The 20,158-nt window shown below is 41.4% G+C and carries 16 protein-coding genes and 2 pseudogenes; 6 read left to right on the forward strand and 12 right to left on the reverse strand.

Translation table 11 applies throughout. From position 1 onward, the window contains the following. Window positions 1-91: 91 nt before the first annotated feature. From J8L97_RS23985 to J8L97_RS17550, 5 genes and pseudogenes are all read left to right on the forward strand, one after another. Window positions 92-316, forward strand: coding sequence for a hypothetical protein (locus tag J8L97_RS23985; RefSeq protein WP_312037183.1), 225 nt, complete (start codon window positions 92-94; stop codon window positions 314-316). 15 nt (window positions 317-331) lie between these two features. Further along, window positions 332-544 (forward strand): annotated as a pseudogene (locus J8L97_RS23990) (GNAT family N-acetyltransferase); the annotation flags it as partial. Window positions 545-653: 109 nt separating this feature from the next. Beyond that, window positions 654-1,523 (forward strand): BBE domain-containing protein, encoded by an 870-nt coding sequence (locus J8L97_RS17540; RefSeq protein WP_211051790.1) that lies wholly within the window; start codon window positions 654-656, stop codon window positions 1,521-1,523. Between the two features lie 98 nt (window positions 1,524-1,621). Then, complete coding sequence (locus J8L97_RS17545; protein WP_211051792.1) at window positions 1,622-2,665, forward strand: PLP-dependent cysteine synthase family protein; 1,044 nt, start codon at window positions 1,622-1,624, stop codon at window positions 2,663-2,665. 199 nt (window positions 2,666-2,864) lie between these two features. After that, window positions 2,865-4,295, forward strand: coding sequence for an EAL domain-containing protein (locus J8L97_RS17550; protein ID WP_211051793.1), 1,431 nt, complete (start codon window positions 2,865-2,867; stop codon window positions 4,293-4,295). A gap of 178 nt (window positions 4,296-4,473) precedes the next feature. Here the strand turns inward: J8L97_RS17550 and J8L97_RS17555 are convergent, their stop codons facing one another. Continuing rightward, window positions 4,474-5,397 (reverse strand): bile acid:sodium symporter family protein, encoded by a 924-nt coding sequence (locus tag J8L97_RS17555; protein ID WP_211051795.1) that lies wholly within the window; start codon window positions 5,395-5,397, stop codon window positions 4,474-4,476. An 866-nt stretch (window positions 5,398-6,263) separates the two neighbouring features. Here J8L97_RS17555 and J8L97_RS17560 point away from each other — a divergent pair. Beyond that, on the forward strand, window positions 6,264-9,398 hold the full coding sequence (locus tag J8L97_RS17560; protein WP_247688717.1) for a M43 family zinc metalloprotease: 3,135 nt from the start codon (window positions 6,264-6,266) through the stop codon (window positions 9,396-9,398). 137 nt (window positions 9,399-9,535) lie between these two features. Here J8L97_RS17560 and J8L97_RS17565 read toward each other — a convergent pair whose 3' ends face one another. The 11 genes and pseudogenes from J8L97_RS17565 to J8L97_RS23575 form a co-directional block, all read right to left on the reverse strand. Continuing rightward, complete coding sequence (locus J8L97_RS17565; RefSeq protein ID WP_211051800.1) at window positions 9,536-10,450, reverse strand: hypothetical protein; 915 nt, start codon at window positions 10,448-10,450, stop codon at window positions 9,536-9,538. Between the two features lie 9 nt (window positions 10,451-10,459). After that, a complete protein-coding gene (locus tag J8L97_RS17570) occupies window positions 10,460-11,275 on the reverse strand; it encodes a hypothetical protein (RefSeq protein WP_210997824.1) in 816 nt (271 codons plus the stop codon). 25 nt (window positions 11,276-11,300) lie between these two features. After that, on the reverse strand, window positions 11,301-12,281 hold the full coding sequence (locus J8L97_RS17575; RefSeq protein WP_211051802.1) for a hypothetical protein: 981 nt from the start codon (window positions 12,279-12,281) through the stop codon (window positions 11,301-11,303). Window positions 12,282-12,386: 105 nt separating this feature from the next. After that, window positions 12,387-12,659 carry a RebB family R body protein gene (locus tag J8L97_RS17580; protein ID WP_010366567.1) on the reverse strand — a complete coding sequence of 91 codons (273 nt, stop codon included), beginning with the start codon at window positions 12,657-12,659 and terminating at the stop codon, window positions 12,387-12,389. Window positions 12,660-13,185: 526 nt separating this feature from the next. Next, a complete protein-coding gene (locus J8L97_RS17585; protein ID WP_211051809.1) occupies window positions 13,186-14,571 on the reverse strand; it encodes an ATP-binding protein in 1,386 nt (461 codons plus the stop codon). Window positions 14,572-14,666: 95 nt separating this feature from the next. Beyond that, window positions 14,667-15,059 (reverse strand): LysM domain-containing protein, encoded by a 393-nt coding sequence (locus J8L97_RS17590; protein WP_210997827.1) that lies wholly within the window; start codon window positions 15,057-15,059, stop codon window positions 14,667-14,669. Between the two features lie 64 nt (window positions 15,060-15,123). Continuing rightward, window positions 15,124-15,831 carry a hypothetical protein gene (locus tag J8L97_RS17595; RefSeq protein WP_211051811.1) on the reverse strand — a complete coding sequence of 236 codons (708 nt, stop codon included), beginning with the start codon at window positions 15,829-15,831 and terminating at the stop codon, window positions 15,124-15,126. 217 nt (window positions 15,832-16,048) lie between these two features. Further along, window positions 16,049-16,891 (reverse strand): glycosyl hydrolase family 18 protein, encoded by an 843-nt coding sequence (locus J8L97_RS17600; RefSeq protein ID WP_211051820.1) that lies wholly within the window; start codon window positions 16,889-16,891, stop codon window positions 16,049-16,051. Window positions 16,892-17,525: 634 nt separating this feature from the next. Beyond that, on the reverse strand, window positions 17,526-18,050 hold the full coding sequence (locus tag J8L97_RS17605) for a hypothetical protein (RefSeq protein ID WP_211051822.1): 525 nt from the start codon (window positions 18,048-18,050) through the stop codon (window positions 17,526-17,528). 222 nt (window positions 18,051-18,272) lie between these two features. Continuing rightward, window positions 18,273-19,106: a hypothetical protein gene (locus J8L97_RS17610; protein ID WP_211051828.1), complete on the reverse strand. Its 834-nt coding sequence runs from the start codon at window positions 19,104-19,106 to the stop codon at window positions 18,273-18,275. A 769-nt stretch (window positions 19,107-19,875) separates the two neighbouring features. Further along, window positions 19,876-20,095: pseudogene (locus J8L97_RS23575) on the reverse strand (transposase); the annotation flags it as partial. Between the last annotated feature and the right edge of the window lie 63 nt (window positions 20,096-20,158).

A 20,158-nucleotide genomic window follows, 5' to 3' on the forward strand; every position in this document is an offset into this window, starting at 1 on the left:
ACAAAAGGCACCACTAAGGTGCTTTTTATGTTTATCGGGCATAAAAAAACGTATTTTAATATTCAAAGTGAATTAAATAATGGGTATTAACATGATTTTTCGGGTTGCAACATTAGAAGACTTATTTCGATTGGCGCAGTTTGAACAAGCGGTAGTTGAAGCTGAAAGACCATTCAATGACGCCTTGAAAGCGCAACAAGCACGCTATTATGACTTACCTTTTCTTGTCGCCGATAGCCAAACTTATTTACTGGTCGTAGAGCACCAAGCAACTATCATCGCGACTGGTTATGTTCAAATTCGCACTTCAAAGTAATCGGTTTTACATGAAAAGCATGGTTATTTAGGGTTTATGTATGTTGTACCAGAGCATCGTGGAAAGGGGTTAAATAAAGCGGTTATTCAACATTTAATTGATTGGTCAAAATCAAAAGGGATATGTGATTTTTATTTGGATGTGTATAGCGAGAATGTCTCAGCGATTAAGGCATATGAAAAGCTTGGTCTAAGGAGTTCACTGGTGGAAATGAAATTGCATTTATAAAGGCAATAAAAGGGTTTTTATGCGTGTATTTGTTAATGCGTACTAAAGTGGCATTTGTTCTAATCGTGAGCCGATATATAGTTAATACCATGTAAATATTGAAGATTTAATGTATATGCAGGGTGCAGAAGCCGAGCTGTTTAAAGCCCTTTACGTGGCATGTATTGCTGCATTGTTACAACGTTATGCGCATTTTTTCGCGATAAACCGCGGTGAAAATAATAAGTACAATGGACTACATACGTCATTTACATTGAATAAAAAAGTAGGTCCAGCCAGCTCGCTGGATTTAATGATCACTTATAGCGGTGATACGCCAGCATTAATTGACGATTTTATTATCGCTATTTTTGATGAGCCACAACTACGAGCTGCAGAAGTGAGTTTCGCGCCACACCGAGAAGCTTCTCGCAGCTTAGTGCCAAACTCCCTAAATGCACCACAGCCTTTAGGGAGTTATTTAACGATTCCATGGTGGATGGCAGTAACTGTCGGTGGTGGTGGAGCTGGTGGCGCAAGGGCCAAGTACAAATCCGCGTATATGAATGATGTTTTTCCTGAACATCAAATAGACACTCTTTGGGAAATGCTCACAGCTGATGGTTTTATAAACCCTGCAGCGGCGGTACAAATATCGTCTTATGGTGGGAAGATAAATACTATTGGGAAATATGATACGGCCGTATCGCACCGTGATTCTATTTTAAAATTACAATATCAAGCGTACTGGTTTTCACCTTTTCATGATGACTATAATATTGACTGGATGCGTAAGCTTTACACTCGAATGTACGGTGCATTAGGGCCTGTCTCAGATGGAGTGATGGATGGGTGTTATGTGAATTACCCTGACGTTGATTTAGATAATTGGCAAGTGCTCTATTACAAGGATAATTATCCTCGCCTACAGCGGATCAAAGCTCAGCTAGACCCAAGAAATAGATTACATCATACTCAGTCAATTGAAGGACACGTTTAATTCAAAGAGGCTTAATATTCAGCGTGAACTTTTGCACTGGCATCAAAAAGATGCCAGTCTTAGAGCACTATTGATGTGAATGAGTTCGGGAGTAAATTATGAATCGACAGTGGATAAATTGGGCGATTAAAACAATTGAAGCAGACTACATTCGCTCTGCAGACACCCACCTGATTAGATTAGACTTAAAAAGCCATCCTAATATACTTATTTACTTAAAAGATGAGAGCACGCACCCAACGGGTTCTTTAAAGCACCGTCTAGCACGTTCATTATTTTTATATGCGTTGTGTAATGGGAAAATAAATGAGGATACCCCCATCATAGAGTCATCCTCAGGGAGTACAGCAGTATCAGAAGCTTATTTTGCTAAGCTATTGGGTTTACCGTTTATTGCTGTCGTACCTAAGTCCACGGCGCGGGAAAAAATAAAGCAAATTGAGTTTTATAATGGACAATGTCATTTAGTTGAACAAACCGATCAGATCTACGCCGTCTCAAGGGAGCTTGCTGAGCAAATGGGAGGGTTTTATATGGACCAATTCACGTTCGCGGAGCGGGCGACTGATTGGCGGGGAAATAATAACATTGCGCAAAGTATTTTTAAGCAAATGGCAGATGAGCCTTTTAGTATACCGAGCTGGATAGTGATGAGCCCAGGTACAGGGGGGACTTCCGCGACGCTAGGTCGATATATACGTTTTCAGCAATACGAGACAGAACTCATGGTTGTTGATCCTGAGCATTCTGTTTTTTATGATTATTATCAGACACAAGATGTGACCTTGACGCATCATTGTGGCAGTAAAATAGAAGGGATAGGTCGTCCCAGAGTTGAGCCTTCTTTTATACCTGGTGTAGTCGATGAAATGCTCAAAGTACCGGATCAAGCAAGTGTTGCAGCGATGCATTGGCTGAGTGCACAGCTAGGACGTAAGGTGGGGCCTTCATCAGGGACGAACATATGGGGCGTATTGCATCTTGCTGATAGGATGAAACGTCAAGGAGAAACGGGAGCCATTGTGTCATTGATTTGCGACAGTGGTGAGCGCTACCTAAATACCTACTACAATGACCAGTGGGTTACGGAGAGTATTGGAAACGGACATCATCATAATGATTATTTAGCACAGTTTTTTTAGTCATTTAGCCTCTGCGGGAATTGTTGAATATATCTCAGATGATTCCACAATATTTAACAAGTAGGGGGCTTAACCGACAGGCTAACAAAGTGCCGCGCCGATGAAGTAATTATTCTGACAAGTTTCTATAATAAACACATACTTTCTTCACTTTTGTATTGTTTAATGCGAGAAAATTTTTCGCATTAAAGGATACACCATGAATAATCTATTTTTATTACTGGCAGTTGGTGTGGCTGTGGTCAGTATTGTGGCTTTAGTACGGATGAGTACTTTACGGAAAAAAGATCAAAAAGCATTACGAGAAATTAAAAAAGCAAAATCGGCGCTGAGCAAAAAGATTTTCTATCACGGTGATAGTGATATTCCAAACTACCGTCAATTTATGCAAAAGCTGCTCAAAGTTGAGCGAAAGTTTACTCGGTACCACATATCTTTGATTAAGTTAGGTAAACAACCTGTTTTTGATGACATAGATGAACAGTTAGCGTCTTTCTCGGAGTTGTTCAATACGATTAGTAAGTCTTGTGAGCCTTTTGCATTAGCCTTATACGATTCTGAATATATGTTGATGGCATTTGTCACTCAAGGTACAGGGTCAAATACACAAGAAGCCATAGAAAAGCAAAAAGACATATTACATAAACTACCCGAACAGGTGTTAATCAGTGGTACCAAGGTACCTATTGATTACGCGATATCATCGTTAAGTTTGACGGGATATTCGGCGATTTACGGTATGGACAAAGTGCAACGTAGGTTAACTTATTCGATGGATCACGCATTGGAGAGTGAAGATGGCACTTTTTTTCATAATGAGCAATTGTATAAAGCTGAAATGTATAAAAAGCATGTACTTAGAAAGCTCACGAGCAGCATCTCGTTTAATCCAGATGATTTTTACTTGGTGTTTCAGCCAATGTACATTCCGAGTGATCTGGACAAACCCAAACGCTATGAAGCATTGATCCGCTGGAAAAATCATAAAAACCTTGGACCAAAAACTTTTATCCCGATGCTTAAGAGTCAACCCGGTTTACAAGAGGGAATGACGGAGATTGTGCTTAACCAAGTGTTTTCTTTGTTCAAAGTCCAGCTAGATAGCAAAAAGGATCTGACGCCCATTCATGTCAATATTACTAAGCAAGAGCTAAACACTGAGCACTTATTTGGTCATCTTAAACAATTACTAAAAGGTGCCCCAGCAATTGCGAGCTTTATTATTTTTGAGGTTGAGCAAAATGATACTTTGACAGAGAGCGAATTGATTAAAAGTAATATGCGTAAAATTATCAATTTAGGGTGTCGATTTTCAATCGACAATTTTGGCAATGATAGAAAGAGTTATCAACTTCTCAGTAATGGTTACTACAAAACAATAAAAGTAGACAAATCTTATATAGGCGAAGTACGTGACAGGCACGCCACCTCTAAATCACTTGAACAGATCATGTCGACGGCGAAGCGCTCTAAACTGACCGTCATTGTAGAGGGCGTTGAAAATCGATATCAGCTGGATTACATAAAAAGTTTTGAAAATGCCATGTTGCAAGGTTACTACATTAGCGCCCCTTTGAGTGCACATAACTACCTATCAATGGAAAATAAACAGTCAGTTACATTAAGTTGATAAAGGGCTTTTAACGTATCACTTATTATTCAATTTAACCGAGAGGACAGACTTAAGTTACTGTATCGGCTGCTTAAAGTCTTGTTCAATTATCATGCTTTACGTTGAACTAACGTGTTATAAAGGTAAGACTGTACAATATAACTCAGTCTTACCTAGGTGGCCTATACGACTGCCGCTATTTCTTCGTTATATTAGGCACTGCTGACTTTTGCCATATACTCGCAAGCAATGACCCACTGACATTATGCCATATTGAAAATAAAGAACCGGCGACAGCTGCGCTGGGAGTAAAGAACTTCATTGCCAAAGCAACCGCTAAGCCAGAGTTTTGCATTCCGACTTCAAAGGCGATGGTTCGGCAAACTTGTTCATCACACCCAAGGCGCTTAGGTACAAAATATCCGAGCAGTAGTCCAATCCCATTATGTAAGATCACCGCAAGCATAATGACCAGACCCGTACTTTCTAAATTGGCTTGATTCAGTGCCACCACAATGGCAATGATGAAGACAATTGCGCCCATCGATAGCATTGGTAATGCTGGTAAGCTCTTCGTGATGAGCTTATTGCAGTATAGGTTTAATATTACCCCCAATGTGACGGGGAGCAACACAATTTTGAATAAGCTAACGAGCATATTTATGATTGGAATATTGACGAGTTCGCCAATAAGGAGTGTGGTTAGTACCGGCGTAAGTATGACACCTATTAAGGTGCTGATGGCTGTCATGGTTATTGATAAAGCAACATCACCTTTAGCGAGATAACATAACACGTTGCTTGCGGTACCACCTGCTACGGTGCCAACTAATACGAGCCCTATCAATGATTGGGTGTCGAAATTCATGCCTTTTGCCAATAAGAATGCCAAAATAGGCATGACGGAAAATTGCAGTAAGATGCCGATAAAAATTGCTTTTTTATTCTCTGTGGCACGCAAAAAATCTTTGGGTGTCAGTGTGAGCCCCATGGTGAGCATGATCACCATGAGTAGAGGAATAATCATACTTTTCAGATCAACAAAGTAGATAGGAAATACAAATGCGAACGCTGAAAATAAGATTGCCCATAGCGGGAATAATTGTACGGTGATAGCCATTGATTTTAAGATTTAAATTAAGTGTGATCAGATACTATCCTGAATTTTTTATCTTTACGAGTTACATGGCTTTTAGTAAGTAACCTCAAGTTTGGATAAGGGTTATGGAATAGAAAATGTTTTGTAAGTAAACTTACGTACAATCCAATGATGATATTTTGCAATATCAAGGCGCTTTTATGCAGTAATAGCGGGCTATTACAAATGAAAGCAACGCCGAGAGTGAGAAAAATAGCTTTATTGGACAAATTCGCTTATCCAGAGCTGAGGTTAAGTAACGACATGAGCGTACGATGCCCATAAATGTGTTTCCCCCCTTTTTAATGTGAGTACAAGGTTATGGCTGGACTGATGTTACATGGTGTGAGTGATAGGTCTACTTGTTATAGGTTTCCATTCTCTGTGTTTTACGGAATATAAGTGCTAGAACCAGTAGATTACGCATTACTTTTACTTTATTTCAGTATTTCCCCTATAGATTATTCCATTTTTCAGGTTTGGTTTTGTAAATTAATTCTTCATAAAATGTTCATGTTAAGTAAATTTAAATGCAAAAATATAAATTATATTGTATACAAAGGTGGTTTTGTATTGTAATTTTAATAAACAAGCTGACAGTTTGAAGTCGTATTTGCTTGTGTTGTTTTTCTGTTTACAGATTCAAAAAATGTATTTTTACTTTTCAAAGTATTGAGTTTGAAATGTCAAAATGCGCAGCGAATATAAAAATAAAGTCGTCAACTATATGGCGACACAACAACATGTAAAGATACTCACAGGAGAGAATCATGCTATTTAATTTTAGGGGTTTATGCAGCCTAAGTAGGCAAAATATACACGGGCATAATTATAAAAAAAGCTACCTTATGATGTTACTAGCAGGTATGTCGTCGACTTCAGCCTTTGCCGGTGAAATAGTAGAGTCTAAGTCATTTCAAAATCTGACGGCGCAGTCGCAAAGCAGTGTGTCACTTGAGTCTAGTGCGTTTCATAAAGCGAGCTCAGGGCAGATTTGTGGTACAGATACGAACTTGCAAGACTGGAACGTATTACAAAAAGAGAATGCACGTCAAGCATTACTCCCAAGTAGTTTGACAAGCCAAATACAACAACGTATGGCACAAGCATCAGATGAAGCAGCAGCCAATGGTAATGGCGTGGCTGGACGTTACTATATTCCCGTTGTTGTACATGTATACGGCGATAGATACAACTGTGAGACTGGCACATATTGCTTAACTGAGCAAAAAATTATTGATGGTTTAAATAAAACCAATGAAGACTTTAGAGGATTGATCACGGATGATGGTCCTATTGCTGCCCAGTTTCAGGCAATCCGAGAAAATCTAGATATTGAATTTGTTTTAGCCAAGAAAGATCCCAGTGGTAATGCCACCAATGGCATCGTGCGTCATGCAGAGAAAGCTGGATATGGGGATGGTGAAAAAGCTGATGCGCAAATTGCAGCGGATGCATGGGACAATTTTAAATACATGAATATTTACATCCAGCATGACTTATATGCGGATGGCAAAACCAATAACTCAGGGGTGGCATGGTACCCTCAGGTCAGTATGTCAGAAGCCGGCTTAGCACGGGTGGTATACAATGGGGACTATGTTGGTGCAAACACCAATGAAAATTTCCGCTCAGTATTAACACATGAATTTGGTCACTTTTTAAACCTTCCTCACACTTTTGATGGTGAATGTACAGTACATTCACAGCCATTTTGTAGTGCTACGGGGGATGGTTCGTGTGATACACCGCAAATGAGCAGCAGCGTGTTGCAAGATAATGCGACAAACTGCTTAGGTGAGCCAACTAACACCGAAAACTTCATGCATTATTCAGACAACTACGCGATGTATACTCAAGATCAAGTTGAACGCATGACAGCAGCATTACACGGTTCAGCACGAGCGACGCTTTGGTCTAATAGTAATTTGATCGCAGTTGGCTTAGACGACTTAACCAGTAACGCCGATCACCCTTGGGATGGACTAGGTGGCAACCCAAAACCGCAAGGTACGACGGTTCAAACATTTAATAATATATCAGCACAAAAAGGCGAAGTTGATAACTTTGAAATGTCGGTGCCAGCTGGCACTGAAGCAGTTGCATTTTATCTTGACGGGTACGATGAAGACCCTGACATGTATGTGTCTAAAGGCGCAGCCCCAACTAAAACTGGTGATAACTGGGATGCTGATTTTATCTCGTTTAGAAGCGCAGGCTCCCCTGAACTCGTGACGGTTTCTTCTCCTTCAAGTACAGAAACTTATCATGCAGCAGTCGATGCATTTTCCGCTTATTCTAATGCCACATTAAGCGTCATTACGGCCCAAGACAGTACATTGTGTAATGGCTGTGAGCGAGTGTTTTTAACCGAAGTGAAAGACTTGGCGTCAGCCAAAGGAGCACCGGTAAAAACGTATCAATATCAAATACCGGCAGATGCAGTACGCACCGTTGCGGTTATGCCTGGTGGTTATGAAGGTGATCCCGATGCTTATATGAGTATGAATGCGACACCCGATAAAACCACGTATGATTGTGGGCCTTTCAGCGCGCCGCGTCTAAGTGAGTACTGTGAGTTTGGTGCTGGTGGCGGTACACTCAATATTATGATTGACCCATTTTTAGAATATAGTGGTGCTTCACTGGTCGTTTATTATGAACGAGGTGCGGCATCTGGACTGCCAATCGCTGAGGCGAATGGGGATTATTCAGCACTGATAGGTCAAGATATTACATTTAGCAGCACAGGCTCGAATGACAGTGATGGCTCAATCACGTCATATTTATGGGCTTTTGGTGATGGTGCCACTTCTACGCTTGCGAATCCAACACATAGCTACCAATCAGCGGGTAACTATAGTGCCTCGTTACAGGTGACAGATAATGATGGTAACACCGCAACGGATGCGGCTAATGTCACAATTACTGCGAGCAATCAAGCTCCGGTGGCGAATGCCAATGGGCCTTACTCGGTTGAGCTTGGCAATGCCATTACGTTCAGCAGTGCTGGTTCATCTGACCCTGATGGTTCAATTTCCGCGTATGAATGGGAGTTTGGTGATGGACAAACAAGCACCAGTGCTACGCCAACTCACACTTACGCAGCGGCTGGCAACTATAGCGCTACGCTTAAAGTGACTGACAACTTAGGACTGACAAACACGTCAACTGCACAAGTGACAGTGAATGAGTCAAGCTATTGTGAAGCGTCAGGTAATACGCGCTATGAGTGGATTGCGAATGTGCAATCAGGCAGTTTTACGAACCCGTCTCAAGGTGTTGGTTACCAAGACTTTACCAGTAAAGTAATTGAGTTGACTGAAGGTAAGAATACGCTGACATTAACGCCAGGTGGTACTTACACTGAACATTGGACTGCATGGTTAGATAGTAATAATGATGGCACGTTCAGTGACAATGAAAAAGTACTCACAGATGTGTCTGGTAAAGGCGCTGTCAGTGGTGAGCTGAGCGTTCCAGCTGGCTTAGTTGGCCAATCTTTAAGAATGCGCCTTGCTATGAAATATAGTAGCGCTGCAAACACCGCATGCGGCAATATTGGTGATGGTGAAGTAGAAGATTATACCGTATTGGTTAAAGCTGGAGGTACAACTCCACCAGTTTCACAAGTACCAAATGCCTGTTTGACACAATCGCCTATCACGGGTGGTCGTTTAGAAGCAGGCACAGCCAGTTGCTTAGGAGGCAATGGTACGCTTTGGTTAAGTATTGCTGATGTGTCTGCAGCACAAAGCGTAGCAATTACCACAGCGCATGGCCAAAGTAACTTAGAGATCTTATACAAAAATGGTGGCTGGCCAAGTGACACTGATAATGATGCGACATCAAATAGTGGTACGCAAACGGAATGTATTTATATTCCGGCAGGGACTCAGCATTGGTCATATTTAAAAATTAACGGTGATGCGAGTAATACCAGCATTATTGTTGATTTTGATACGGCAGCTTGCCGTAAGTAACCCGAGTTTTATTTCCCCCGACTAAAGCAGCGCGTAATGCGCTGCTTTTTTTATTTTTTTGCGGTGAATAATTTGGTTTAAATGATTGATTTTTATATTAAGTGGTGATTTTATGCTTGTTGCGCTATTGAGAAACACTACAAGCTATCACTCGGTAAATACTGTTGCCAAGGCAGCACGATAAAAGGATATTCACCAGTCACATCAACGCGACAATACCAATATTGTAGTGCACCCGTATTGATCCCTTGGTATTTAAAAATCACATTGACGACAATACGATCTCCACTGTTTAACATGTCAGTGTCTACACTGAGCAACTGATAACCACTGGGATTGGGTCCATCTGAACTTGAGTTATAGTATAAATTATAAGAATGATTATACACATCAACATTGTTATACAACACAAAGTTAAGCGCTCGCGTGTTATCAGTGTTGCCAGCAGAACTATCGAGGGCAGTAATTTCCTCAACAAGTTGCGTGAAATGTGTATTTGTGCTTTTTTCACCATGACACACTTGACCATAGGGCATTACCGCTGTTGGCATAATCGCAGTGACGTGCATCTCGTGTGCACCAGAGGCTACGCCAATCACGACAACTTGCCCATCAGTAGATGACTCGTTACGGCCCAGTGCTGAAATACACTGCGTAAGCAATTCATCGTTAGTCAGAATAAGGTTATATTGCTGTTCATTAAAGCGGTTATCTAGCACCCAATCCATCGCCCGAGCAATGTAGTTATTTTGCGGTTGACTGAGGCCTTTAAAGAGGGCTTGATACAATTGCGTATTCCGGTTTAAGCGTGCTAATGCAATATTATCATTCACGTTTTCAAGCAAGGGTAATGGGTTAGATGACATGATGCTATTTTGGTTGAGTTCTTTTTCTAAATTTAACGTAGGAAATTTAGCATTGATATTACCCACGCAATACACATATTGATTACTCATTGGTTGCGTCTCAAATTCAATTTTTTCGGTGAGTGCACGTTGTAACACCATTGGTTTTTTAAGGTGTTGATATGTTGATTCATTCTTGTGATACATAAGTAACTCCTAGCTGCTTTTAGCAAAGGGGGCGAGCTTAGATGACACAAAAGGGTACGCGTTTGTCACATCAATATTACACGCAAATCGGGTGTCATTCGGATTAGAAAGAATAACCTCTATAATGGAGCGGTCATCATGCAATGACACATGTTGAAAATGCACGGCGTTGACGTTATCGATGATCTCATTTTGCGTTTGACTAGTATTGATTTGATCAAAATGCGTGACTAAATAATTGCTAGCGCGCTCCAAGTTTGATCGGCCTATATTGGGTTTTAATTGTGCTAACGCACCTTCTCTGGTTTTTTTTGGTGGACTTTTTGTACCGTCTACAGTATCAATTAAATGCTCGACCAGAACGCTAGGGAGCGCTTCTGAACCATGGCTGCCAGCCACAGAAATACGCTCGACTAACCCGACTAAAATAACCTCGTTTTTAGTTGACGCTTGGATCAGCGCATTTAATTGTGTGAGTGTTCTTGGGTATAACGTATATGTATCAACATTATTAATGGTAAATACCCAAGTTGCTTGTTGTGCGAGGTACAAAAAAGGGCGAATACGAAGATTCGGCTGCTCATTAGGCGACGTTACATAGTTAAAAATCTGATCAAAACTGGTAGTAGATTGCTTGGTAAATTCTGCGGCGGCCTCGTACTGTTTTTCTAAATCTATTGTTGCGAAATACGGCTTAACATAGCCTATTGCATACACGTGTCCATGGGGGTGTTCATGGTTACATTGCAGCGTTTCTTGAGTTTGGCTAGTTGTGTTGACCACATCTGGTTGAGCTGCATTGTGCGTCTCATCTGATAAATTCATTTTTTCGATCCTCAAAGAACAGTATTCATATCAAAGGCTGTACTGGGGTGAAAGCTTGGATAGCAGTATTAATAAAGGGGTACAAACCAGTCACATCTATCCGACAATAATAATAATGCTGCTTGTCTGAACTGTTCTCTTGATAGACGAATGTCATATCGACAATAGAGTGGCTTGACACAGAATCAAACATAGTCATATCAATACGTAACAATGATGCGCTTTGTGTCGTGTTTGATCCGGTTTGCATTTTATGGGTATGTTCATACATATCAGGGTAGCGAAATGCCACAAAATTACGCGCTCTATCGAAGGGGGTCACCCCCATATTTGGTGTAACCTCTAACTCTTTAATGACACCTTGGATCGCTGTGGTTTGCGCCGATGATACTTCCTTAATGGTACGGTGCAATTCATCCAAGGTCTGAGAGTAAATTTGTTCACAAACAACTTCAGGCAGGTTCAGACTATTGTCACTTATATAACTGGTACCAATCACACTGCTATAAACAGTCTCTAGTGTGTCGCTGGGTGCTTTAAGTGATGCGATAAATGAAGCTAGTACCTGCTGCGTTGCAGGCATGAGTAAATACTGATAATGCGCTTTTATAGAGAGTACCCATTGCACTTGTTCGGCAAGATATAAATATTTGTCACGATCTGTGTTGGCATTATTATTAGTAAATACCCCATAATAGTCTTGTTCATTAACGCCAAGGGTGCGGGCAGCGCTTAAAAATTGTTTCTTTATGCCTTTATTCGGAAAACGTACTTTTATTACACCAAGTGCGTAGATAAGATCTGAGTGCTGGCGTTGAATTATGGGGTCAAGACTTTCAAGCAGTTTATTGTCAGTCTCAGGCGTTTCGACAATTGGCGTTGCTTGCGCAGTTATAGCCATCGCATCGTTCGTTTTTGCGTTTATCTTGTCAGTATTTAAGTCAAGGGTTGTGTCGTTTTGTTCGATGTGGCTTTCAGTGGCTTCATCGGCATCTTTATCACTCATTTTTTCACCTTATTAATTGAGCCAAAGCACCGGCCTAGGCCAGTGCATTTTGCTTTTGCTATTGCTATCTAAAATGTCAGGGGGGGTATATTGAATTGTTAAAAATCAACCCGCACCTAATATGGTCTTTGTGGCTTCACCGGTACTGGCTGTGTCGATTGAATATAACGTCGTTACACCCATTGTGGTGGCAGCTTGCCCGGTAATGGCCATTTGTTGTTGTGCGGTGGTCGCATTATGCGCTGCATTCGCCAGTGCTTGAGATGTGGCTTGAAATAGGTTGCCCATTGACATAGCGGGTGCATCACCTAGTACTTTCACATTGGCTTGTGTAACAGCGTCGGTGATCTGATCATTAACTGAGGTTGGAAATGCCATAGTTGTTCCTTAATTATAATATGTGGTTACGTTAAAATTCAGGAGTAATTGTAGAGAGATTATGATGCTAAGTTTTGGATGAACTTACCGATTAGATGGTAAATAACGTGTTTTTTAAATCGTTATTTTTCACAGCTAAACTTGGTGACTCAAAAGAGGTAACATGCCAAAATTAGCCATGTTACCTCTGCTATTCATTTGATTAATGTCCGATTCACCAGTAATAAGTCAACCCATTTCATTCACACCTAGGTCATGCGAGTGAGCTAATTGACGCGTAAACGGCGCTAAAAATTATGTATGTTAAATAACTACATAGCGAGTTTTGCCGTGTTATCATGCCAATTACTTGTTGCATTTTCTGACCTTGTCTTTCATGCCGTGGGTATAGTCTCAAACAGATATAACGAGCTATGCCAATCGAGGTTACTTAGTGTTGGCATTTCCAACCTCAGTAGGACTTAGTCATTATAGAACTGATGGGTTTTACCAACTTGGTAAAAGTTACGATTAAGCGCATTTAGTCTTACCATCGAGGTTGGGTATGATGAGCTTGGGTCCGAGCGATGGCATCGTGTATGTCACGAGGGTGCACTTCAGATCGGCCTTGTGATAGTAACTTCAACGACACACATCGAATGATATTAACAATATCAGCGCCACTTAATGGGTATTGATCTGCGAGTTGCTGAAAGTTAATGTCTGGAGAAAGTCGGGTTTTTTCGCAAAATCCATTTTGCCACATACTTAAGCGCTGTGCGGGCTTGGGGGATTCAAAATGCACAATTGATTCAAAGCGTCTAAAAAAGGCATTATCAATATTGTCTTTAAAGTTAGACGCCAAAATGACAATGCCATTAAAGCGCTCGATACGTTGTAGTAAATACGCCACATTTTGGTTGGCAAATTGATCATTGGCAGAGTTTGATGCTTGCCGCTTACCAAATAACGCATCGGCTTCATCAAAAAATAATATCCAACGGCGATGCTCAGCCAAACTAAACACCTTTTCTAAGTTTTTTTCTGTTTCACCAATGTACTTTGAAGTCACCATTGATAAATCGATTTTATAAACAGCCATGTCGACCGCTTGCCCCAGCACGCTGGCTGTGAGCGTTTTTCCAGTGCCGGGTGGGCCATAAAATAAAGCGCGATATCCAGGGCGTAGTTGTTTGCCTATTTGCCATTCTGTGATGAGCGTTTCTCCATGCTTTACCCATTGAATGATGTCGTCTAGTTGGGTTTGAATTGACGTAGGTAAAACAAGGTCTTGCCACGTCATATTTGATTTGACAGGTGATGCAGCAAAGGTGCTGTCTGACTCAGGGGTATATGCCGTGGCGGTGGTCAGTGTTTGCACATACTCAGCGGTTAAGGCTAATGGTGCACTTAATAGGCTGGGGGCATGCCCATCGTCATAGTGTAATAAAACCCGCTTTAACAACGGGCTTGTGTGTAACGTTTTTAATACTTGGCATTGAGTCATCACGTCATTTCCACCCAGAATAAATGCGGCTGTGGCAGCGCTGGCGTATAGGGTTGCGTCACGCTCAACCATACCAAACTCAGTAAAAGGGCGGTTTGTTTGTTCATTTATACTTAATAGCACATCAAAGAGGGAGGGGTTGATCACCGGGGTTAATGCCAAAATGATCAGGAGCCGCTCTAAGGTACTAAGTTTATTAGATTCAATGAAGTGACCATAGGAAGACAGCGCAGACGTGAATTCTGCAGGTTCAATAATGTGCCATTCAGTTGCGTGCTCACTTTGCTCAAAATAGTGCGTTATGCGCGTGTGGAGTAGCTGTTTTAACCAGCTACATTCTTGCGTTAAATCACGTGCATTATGTGAAAGCGCGCTTGTCTTTTGACAGGCCTCAGACCTTAAACGGTTTTTATGGGTTTGCCACATAGGTGTGTCCTTATTAGTCATATCACAGACGATGGACATAGCGTATAAAAAAACGGGGGGGGTCTCTTGGCAAAGAAGCGGTGTTTATTGGTATATCATGGTATGGCTGTGACATCATGTAATGCCGGTGAGTAGGGGATTGATAAAACTTGGTCGATCTTTAACTTACTCAGATCTAATAACGCTTTGTGTTTACTTATGGCGTAATTGTGATCAATTAAGTCGAGTACCGTGAGTGATGCTGCATTGGCTAACCCCTCGCAAATTGAGGTGACTGAATCGCCGATACGAGTTTGGTATATAAAGTGCCCACCCGCGCAACAATAGGGTATTTTGAGTAAAGTGCGCTCTGATAAAAACGCGACGTTCACTTGTGGATTAGCTTTGATAACCTCTTTGGCTTTAACCCCCGCACTGGCTCTAATTGAAATCGTGATCAGTGCAAGCGTGTCACCTGGTTGAACGGTATATTTGAGTACAGTATGCATAAAGAATACTCTAAGTTAAGAGCAGGTTTGGTATGGCTTGCCTGCTCGCATATGAAAGGGAGTATTATTGAATAGCCCAATAAATCGGGTATGAGCCAGCATTGTCACCAATGGTAATAGTGCGTATTTGGGGGTTGCTGCTAGATTGCTCAAATGGTGTATAAGTAGACTCCAGTACTCGGCCATTTGTTTGCTGTTGTTGCTGCACTTCGTTGCCTAATATTCCCACGGAGTAACCAGATTGAAAAATCTGCTGTTCTACAGCCTGAATTTGGCCTGAACCCGAACTACTCTCCGTGCTTGTCAGTTGTAACCAAACAGTCGTGCCGATTGGGATCGCGGCTTCACTGAGTAGATTAAGTACACTGGTAGCGATATCAAATGGAGCTGTCTGTTCAGTGCCAGCACCAATTTTGCTTGCGTCTTGATGATATACAGGCATTAAAGCAAGCCCGTAACCATGTTTGTCATTTGCACCGGTGATTCGATTGGTTTCTTGCGCCGTCAGCGGTATTGTGCTTGGCCCAGAACCTTTGGCAGTTGGGGGAGATTGAGTCGTGGGTGCGTTAAGATTGCGTATACAAAAGCTATAACCTTCACTTTTGTACTTATCTGCAATGCTCGGCTTCATCGTACCATTGTATATAATCCCTTTTGCGTGAGGGTGTGCAATCTCAGCATAAGTTAACTGTGGAACGGGTGGATTAACTATTTTGACTAAGGTGGGGTTTTCCGTTGTACCTTTATTCTCTCCGGCGGTTGGGCTGCTCATAAAAAGTCCTATTTTCTTGAATGTTGTTGATCTGAATGTGAAAAACCAAATAAATTGGTTGAATTAACTATAAAAGAGGGGGGTTTTACCAACTTGGTAAAAGTGGGGTTTAAATTGGTATATTCTACTTTAATGGAGAATTCTTTAACTCTTACTTGCGCCCTGTCGCAACATAGGCCACTAAAAGCGGCCTATATTCAACAAATCATGTGTGGGTTTAGCTATTCAGCGATTGTGCAATGGCTTTGATCCAATCACCATTGTGGTCACTTGAGAACTGCCAATTCATAATGCCGCCAAGGCTAGATTGTTGTTGGATAGGTTTAATCACTTCATTGATGATTGTTTGCACTGGCATATACCCAGACCCCGCATCGTTCTGCGTGACAGGAAAACCAGCAATAACCTTCTCTGGAGACATATTAGGTAGCTTTGTATAATTCAAATATGAGCTAACAATTTGGTCGGGGTTGGCACTCCATGGCGGGTTGTTGTAAAACTGCACATTTAGCCAGTCAATCTCTTGTCCTACCTGCTCTACCACTTCAACATAACCTGCCATGTATCCGCCTTGCTCTAAATAAGGGGGTTGAGGTGCATGAGAAATGATGTAGTCAGGACTTGGGAGTCGTTTTCTGAGCTCCTGAGTCAATGAGATCAAGAATTGTGCACCGTTGTATCCTGCTTGACCTGTGAACGCGGCGGTATCTTCATAGTCTATATCCACGCCATCTAACTGATTATTTTTCACAAAGCTTGCCAGCGAGTCAGCCAGCTTGGCTGTGTCCTCTGACAACGAACGATAGGCGTTGGAACCCATTGTGCCGCCACCAAATGAGATCAATACTTTCTGCCCCTTGTGTTGCATTGCTTTTATGGCCTCAATGGTATTATTCGTGAAGCTAGACTCCGTTGCAGCGATGGCACCACTTAATACTAAATTGAACGGGTTGTTAGACGAAGAAGACAGGAATGCCAGATTCACCACATCATATGGCAGTTCGCTGGCATTAATGAGCGGGACCGCGCCCGAGTTATAATAGGTAATGGTTTTAGACATCATAGTTCCTTATATCTATTTGACTGAAAGAGAAGTTACGTAATTAACCTCAGCTCTGGATAAGCGAATTTGCCCAATAAAGCTATTTTTCTCACTCTCGGCGTTGCTTTCATTTGTAATAGCCCGCTATTACTGCATAAAAGCGCCTTGAGATTGAGCAAAATATCATCATTGGATTATACGTATGTTTGTTTTCAAAACATTTTCTATTCCAAAACCCTTATCCAAACCTGAGGTTAATTAGCTTAGCTTAGCTACACCCGACCTACTTGACTTGGTAAAAGTAACGATGCTCAGCATGCTGAGGATTAAATGCCCCCTTTGGCTTAAGGTGATTTTTAATCATCATTAGGGGTAAATGTCATCTGTTTGAAAAACTAGCTCAGTGAGTAGATATTTAACCTGAACTCAGGCTAAGAGATTTACTTAATGATTTATAATAATAAAGTTATTTTTATTTTAGTATTACAAGCAATTACACTATTGCAAGTACTTACTTACTCACTTAATAGAGGTTGGCTTTTTATAGGACTTTGTTTGTTGTGGTTTTTGATTGGGGGATCACAAGGACGGCCGAATTGTGCAGCTATCCTTGTTGTGCTGCCTTAGCGTCAAACAAGCGCTGTACCTTGAGTTAATTCAGGTGCTCTTTAAGTTGATGTAAACGCCTTTCATATTCACCCATAATATTGTGTACTATCCAGCTGGCGATCACGCCACTGCCAACATGTGCCGCCCGAATTGCCTGATATTCTGGGTAAGTATGTTGTAGCCACTCAACACCTGCGCTGATTGTACCGCCAACGGCAAGCCCAAGTAGACTGGCATATTTGCTATAAAAGCTTCGCGCTGAGTCCATGGCGTCTTTGGCAATGGGCAGATCTGATGTTTTCAGTTCATCCAAGCCAAAGTTTAAAATCCTATTTGCGATGATAACATCATCTCGTTGTGGGTTCGTAAATCCGGGGAAAAACGCCAGTAACTTGGCAATTAATGCCAGTGCAGTGGTTTTTTGTGTGGTGAAAATATTGAGACTCGCCGTAGCCTGAGGTTGCACCTTTTCAGGTGGAAGAGCAATAGCTGCCTCGTGTTGTTCCGAATTGACCAAATCTGTTTGCTCAGTGTCATTGGTATTGGGTGGTGAATGTAAGGTATCCATAACTTATCCTATTCAGTTTTTTAGCAGGTTGAGTTATGAGTAACTTAATCGGTAATTTATTGCTGTGCTTGGTATTTTCTATGTTTATGGAACGATCGTGGGCCAGCTCACTATGAACTGTATAATTCCAACAAGTTGCGATTTGTTGCTAACGTTAGTCATTACACAGTATAGAGTCTAACCCCAACACTTCCATTGCTCAATTAAGTAACCTATTAAAAATTAATAGTTTAGCCCTAAGCTATATTTTAGCTTTTCCTGCCAATTAACAGGCGCAGGAATGATAACAACCTGCCCATTATTACCTACAGGGGGGCCAGGCTGTGGTAAGGCAGGAGCATTTAGTATGGCTGCTCCAGCCCCGCCTAGTGGGACTGCGCAAGGGTACATCTGTCCATGCCATGCTATCAGGTTGGCTCCAGCTGGATCAGCAGCATAGTTAACCGCAACTCTGACGCCTGAAACAGAAGCTACATTGCCTATTCCGCCATTATTTGCCGATGCTGTAATACCTACATCTGCATTAGGGAAACCCATAACCACAGCCCAAGTAGACTGATTAGCTGGCGGTGGATTAGGCCTACCATTCAACCAACGAACTGGCATAGGTGCATTAGTCTCAAACAATGACTTCGCTTTTCGCCAAGCATATGATTCCCACGCTTCAGAGTTAAACCGGCCTTGATCATTGGCATGCCGTACGTCACCTCCACCATAATTGTTTACCATTTTAGATGGGTTAAGAACTCGCCCCATAGAGTTAAGGACAGTATTATGAGCACCATGCTTAGAGCTGGCGTGATAACCTCCTGTCGTTCTCTCTTCCTTCGCGTTTCTCCATCCCTCTAGAATATTAAGCGGGTTCAATCTCCAGCGCCTAGGATCCCATAAATCTTTCTTTCCTTCAGGTGTTGGGTACATAATATAATCATTTAGGGTTGTTAACCCCGTTCCTCTTTGAACCACACTTGTTTCCGCAGACTTACTATTAGATCTCGTTTTTTTGCTTACTAAACTTGCTCGATTACCACGTGCTTTTTTGACTTGTTCATACATATTTAAAACCTTCCTGAATTGGGTTTATCTGTGTTTTAGGCTTTTTTACTGCCTGTTACATGATGAAAAAGCGACCATGGGTTGTTTTTTCATTACTTCATTAATATTTATGATTTTTTACGCTCGACCTCACAGTAAGGAGTCAAGTATTGACTGTACTTGCACTTGATAACTAAGATCTCTATTCGTCCCTTACTTTGTGCTTGTCAGTAAATTCGGCATGGATCACTTGTCCAACTAAGCCAACTCGTTACGTACAGACAATACCAAGCCAAATTGTTAGCCTATGTTTCTACAAGTTTTAAGAGCAATTTTAAACAGTAAAGCTACTCTATAAGGCATTTCGAAGTACCGTTTCTACCTTGATTATAAATAAATATTCTTACCCTGAGCATAGGTGTAAGCCTGCGCTAATACGGATTTGGTAAGTTATAATGCACCTACACATTCACGCCCATGTCATGGCAGAGCTCCTGCTCTGTGGCGCCCCTCTGGAATTACCTTATATTGATACATTCTGTGCTGTACTAACCTCAGTTACGGAAACTAAACTGTACGGCTAATTTTGACCAAAGTTGATAGAACGCCATGGTGTTATTTCATTTTCTTAATGGTTTTACTATAAGCTGACAGTGATGTTATCGATTGGTATAAAGTCGGGTTTAATTGGTATTAGTTATGGCATCCAGACGGTACTATTTAGCACTAATTTGGGATAAAAGAAGAAACAAAAACACCCATTCTAAATTGATTGTTCCTGCAATAGCTTGATGCGTCTTTTAATGATCGTGAAATCTGATTCTTCGGGAGGATTTACGATTTTTGCTCGTATTGGATTTAAATCAACGTATACCAAATAAGCGGCGAGTGCAGTTATCTTCAAAATTAGTTTTACGCGCAATAGCTTCGTTGAGTACTCGCATGAACCAGCGGATATCCATTATTCGATTACGAAACACTTTTGTCATTCCATCGAGTTTAAATTGTTCAGCTGAAATAAAAAGGCACCAAACTAATTTATATACGTGGTGCACTTGGAACTTGAATTCGGG

Origin of the sequence: Pseudoalteromonas sp. MMG012 (assembly GCF_018100875.1) — a bacterium.
GTDB lineage: Bacteria > Pseudomonadota > Gammaproteobacteria > Enterobacterales > Alteromonadaceae > Pseudoalteromonas > Pseudoalteromonas aurantia.

Bases quoted from the DNA above. Each gene is read 5' to 3' on its own strand.
- J8L97_RS23985 (WP_312037183.1), top strand. From the start codon at position 92: ATGATTTTTCGGGTTGCAACATTAGAAGACTTATTTCGATTGGCGCAG.
- J8L97_RS17540 (WP_211051790.1), top strand. From the start codon at position 654: ATGTATATGCAGGGTGCAGAAGCCGAGCTGTTTAAAGCCCTTTACGTG.
- J8L97_RS17545 (WP_211051792.1), top strand. From the start codon at position 1,622: ATGAATCGACAGTGGATAAATTGGGCGATTAAAACAATTGAAGCAGAC.
- J8L97_RS17550 (WP_211051793.1), top strand. From the start codon at position 2,865: ATGAATAATCTATTTTTATTACTGGCAGTTGGTGTGGCTGTGGTCAGT.
- J8L97_RS17555 (WP_211051795.1), bottom strand. From the start codon at position 5,397: ATGGCTATCACCGTACAATTATTCCCGCTATGGGCAATCTTATTTTCA.
- J8L97_RS17560 (WP_247688717.1), top strand. From the start codon at position 6,264: ATGATGTTACTAGCAGGTATGTCGTCGACTTCAGCCTTTGCCGGTGAA.
- J8L97_RS17565 (WP_211051800.1), bottom strand. From the start codon at position 10,450: ATGTATCACAAGAATGAATCAACATATCAACACCTTAAAAAACCAATG.
- J8L97_RS17570 (WP_210997824.1), bottom strand. From the start codon at position 11,275: ATGAATTTATCAGATGAGACGCACAATGCAGCTCAACCAGATGTGGTC.
- J8L97_RS17575 (WP_211051802.1), bottom strand. From the start codon at position 12,281: ATGAGTGATAAAGATGCCGATGAAGCCACTGAAAGCCACATCGAACAA.
- J8L97_RS17580 (WP_010366567.1), bottom strand. From the start codon at position 12,659: ATGGCATTTCCAACCTCAGTTAATGATCAGATCACCGACGCTGTTACA.
- J8L97_RS17585 (WP_211051809.1), bottom strand. From the start codon at position 14,571: ATGTGGCAAACCCATAAAAACCGTTTAAGGTCTGAGGCCTGTCAAAAG.
- J8L97_RS17590 (WP_210997827.1), bottom strand. From the start codon at position 15,059: ATGCATACTGTACTCAAATATACCGTTCAACCAGGTGACACGCTTGCA.
- J8L97_RS17595 (WP_211051811.1), bottom strand. From the start codon at position 15,831: ATGAGCAGCCCAACCGCCGGAGAGAATAAAGGTACAACGGAAAACCCC.
- J8L97_RS17600 (WP_211051820.1), bottom strand. From the start codon at position 16,891: ATGTCTAAAACCATTACCTATTATAACTCGGGCGCGGTCCCGCTCATT.
- J8L97_RS17605 (WP_211051822.1), bottom strand. From the start codon at position 18,050: ATGGATACCTTACATTCACCACCCAATACCAATGACACTGAGCAAACA.
- J8L97_RS17610 (WP_211051828.1), bottom strand. From the start codon at position 19,106: ATGTATGAACAAGTCAAAAAAGCACGTGGTAATCGAGCAAGTTTAGTA.